Origin of the sequence: Hydrogenophaga sp., assembly GCF_022844385.1 — a bacterium.
Lineage (GTDB): Bacteria > Pseudomonadota > Gammaproteobacteria > Burkholderiales > Burkholderiaceae_C > Hydrogenophaga.
On sequence record NZ_JALHLX010000110.1, the window covers coordinates 1 to 3,070 of the forward strand.

General features: G+C 66.8%; 4 protein-coding genes. All 4 read right to left on the reverse strand.

The genetic code is table 11. The annotated features are described in order from the left end of the window. Window positions 1-120: 120 nt before the first annotated feature. Complete coding sequence (locus Q0C59_RS15400) at window positions 121-1,140, reverse strand: LLM class flavin-dependent oxidoreductase (RefSeq protein WP_291217011.1); 1,020 nt, start codon at window positions 1,138-1,140, stop codon at window positions 121-123. Between the two features lie 4 nt (window positions 1,141-1,144). After that, window positions 1,145-2,065 (reverse strand): cysteine synthase A, encoded by a 921-nt coding sequence (gene cysK / locus Q0C59_RS15405; RefSeq protein WP_291217014.1) that lies wholly within the window; start codon window positions 2,063-2,065, stop codon window positions 1,145-1,147. Then, a complete protein-coding gene (msrB, locus tag Q0C59_RS15410) occupies window positions 2,062-2,481 on the reverse strand; it encodes a peptide-methionine (R)-S-oxide reductase MsrB (protein ID WP_291217016.1) in 420 nt (139 codons plus the stop codon). The genes cysK and msrB overlap by 4 nt, the downstream gene beginning before the upstream one ends. Window positions 2,482-2,491: 10 nt before the next feature. Further along, a partial coding sequence (locus Q0C59_RS15415; protein ID WP_291217019.1) for a protein adenylyltransferase SelO family protein occupies window positions 2,492-3,070 on the reverse strand: 579 nt, incomplete at its 5' end.

Below are 3,070 nucleotides of genomic sequence, written 5' to 3' on the forward strand. Positions count from 1 at the left end.
CACTGCTGCAGGAAACCTTCCAGGACCTGCTCGGTCCGGCCAAACAGATGCAGGCGCAGTACCTGCCTCAGATCCGCCAGAAGGCTGCAACGCTGGACGCAGGGCAGATCATGCAGATGATCAAGCAGTGAGCGGTTCGGACACGGCCATTGCCTCAGCAGCGATGTCCAGCGAGCGAAGACGCAGGGCCGGGTCGAACACATCGCAGACGATCATGAACTCGTCGGCCTGTGTGGCGTCGGCCAGCGCTTGAAGTCCTTCGCGCACGGTGTCCGGCCCCCCGATCACGGCCGCGGCCAGGAAATCGGCGATGCCGGCCTGTTCCTGCGGGTGCAGGCGCTGCATGAAGCCTTGCACCGGCGGCGGCAACTGTCCACGCTGGCCGGTGAGGATGCCCAGCACGCGCTGGTAGGTGCTGCTGGCAAGAAACTCGGCTTCGTCGTCGGTGGGCGCAGCGATCAAGGGCACGCCGATGATCACGTAAGGCTGGGCCAGCTGGGCGGATGGCTTGAAATGGCTGCGGTACACGTCGAGCGCCTGCAGCAACATGCGCGGCGCAAAGTGGGACGCAAACGCAAACGGCAGGCCGCGCTCGGCCGCCAGACGCGCCGAGAACAGGCTGGAGCCCAGAAGCCAGATGGGGACGTTGGTGTCGCTGCCGGGGTTGGCGATCACGCGTTGTCCCGGTTGCACCGGGCCCAGCAGGTGCTGCAGTTCGGCCACGTCGCGCGGAAAGTCGTCTTCGCTTTCGGTGCGGTTGCGGCGCAGGGCGCGCATGGTCATGGGGTCGGTGCCGGGAGCGCGGCCCAGGCCCAGGTCGATGCGGTTGGGGTAGAGCTCGGCCAGCGTGCCGAAGGCTTCGGCCACCACCAGCGGCGCGTGGTTGGGCAGCATCACGCCGCCCGAGCCCACGCGCATGCGCTGGGTGCCACCCGCGATGTGGCCCACCAGCACGGCAGTGGCCGAGCAGGCGATGCCGCTCATGTTGTGGTGCTCGGCCAGCCAGTAGCGGGTGAAGCCCAGCGACTCGGCGTGTTGCGCGGTGCGCAGCGCAACTTTCAGAGCGTCGGCAACGGTGCCGCCTTGGCGCACGGCGACCAGGTCGAGCATGGAGAGGCGGATGTCTTGAAGTGTTTTCATGGGGTCAGGCAGGCAGGAAGCCGTCCACCGACAAATAGCGTTCGCCGGTGTCGTAGTTGAAGCCCAGCACCACCGCGTTGGCTGGCAGCGCCGGGAGTTTCTGGGCAATGGCGGCCAGTGTGGCGCCGGAAGAAATACCCACCAGCATGCCTTCTTCGCGCGCGCATCGGCGGGCCATCTCGCGCGCCGGGTCGGCCTCGACCTGGATCACCCCGTCGAGCACGCTCATGTCGAGGTTGCCCGGAATGAAGCCCGCGCCGATGCCCTGGATGGGGTGGGGCGAGGGCGCACCACCCGAGATCACGGGCGAAGCCGTCGGCTCCACGGCGAAGACCTTGAGCCTGGGCCAACGCGCCTTGAGCACGCGGGCCACACCCGTGAGGTGACCGCCGGTGCCCACGCCGGTGATGATGGCGTCGATGCCTTCGGGAAAGTCGGCTGCGATCTCTTCGGCCGTGGTCTGCACGTGCACCGCCACGTTGGCCGGGTTGTTGAACTGTTGTGGCATCCAGGCACCGGGTGTGCTGGCCACGATCTCCTCGGCGCGGGCGATCGAGCCTTTCATGCCTTTCTCGCGCGGTGTGAGGTCGAAGCTGGCGCCGTAGGCCAGCATGAGTCGACGGCGTTCCACCGACATGCTGTCGGGCATCACCAGAATGATTTTGTAGCCCTTGACCGCAGCCACCATGGCCAGGCCGATGCCGGTATTGCCCGAGGTGGGCTCCACGATGGTGCCGCCAGGCTTCAACGCGCCGGTCTGCTCGGCCGCTTCCACCATGGCCAGGGCGATGCGGTCCTTGATGGAGCCGCCCGGGTTGCTGCGCTCGGACTTGATCCACACCTGCTGCGTGGCGTCGCCAAACAGGCGCTGGATGCGCACGTGCGGCGTGTTGCCGATGGTCTGCAGGATCGTGTTGGCTTTCATGGCGTGTCCTTGGTGGGCGAGTGCTCCAGTGAAGCCGAGTTCATGCAGTAGCGCAAGCCGGTGTCGGTGGGGCCGTCGTCGAACACATGGCCCAGGTGGGCGCCGCACTGGCTGCACACGGTCTCCACCCGCACCATGCCGTGGGTGCGGTCGGTGATTTCGGTGATGGCGCCGGGCAGGGCCTGCGAGAAGCTGGGCCAGCCGCAGCCGGCGTCGAACTTGGTCTTGGCGTCGAACAGGGTGTTGCCGCAGCAGACACAGTGGTAACTGCCATCGGCCCAGACCTGCTCGTACTTGCCGGTGTACGGCCGCTCGGTGTGGGCGTGGCGGGTGACGTCGAACGCGCGCACTTCGGCGCCTTTGGCTGTCAGCAGTTCACGCCACTCGGCGTCGGTTTTCTGGACGGGAAAGTTCATCTGGGTTCTCCTACGACGAGCAACTGATTTCGATCTGGCTGGCCCAGTCGGGTGGGAAAGCGGCCAGGTCGTCGTGACCGGCAATCTCTTCAAATGGGTGCTCCAGCGCGTTTTGCAACCGCGCCACTTCGCTGAAGTCGCCTTCCTTGGCGCGCTGGATGGCGACCTCGCCGAGGTGGTTGCGCAACACCACCTGCGGGTTGGTGCGCAGCATCTGCGCTTGGGTGGCAGCGGCGTCGAAGTCGGGCTGCGCCTGCAGACGCTCTTGCCACCGCGTGGCCCACGCATCGAAGGCCTCGCGCTGCAGGAACAGGTCGCGCACGGGCTCCAGGTTGCCCGCTACCGCGTGGCTCAGCCGGCGCCAGACGATCGTGAAGTCCACCGCGTCGGCCGCCATCAGCTTCATCAGCGACTCCGTGAGTTCGGCGTCACCTTCTTCCACCCTGGCCAGTCCCAGCTTGTCGTTCATGCGCCGCTGCAGCGCGGCCGGCATCAAGGCCTTGTAGGGCTCCAGGGCGTCGAGCGCCTGCTGCTGTTCGTCCATCAGCGGCAGCAGGGCCTGGCCAAGGGCGAACAGGTTCCAGTAGGC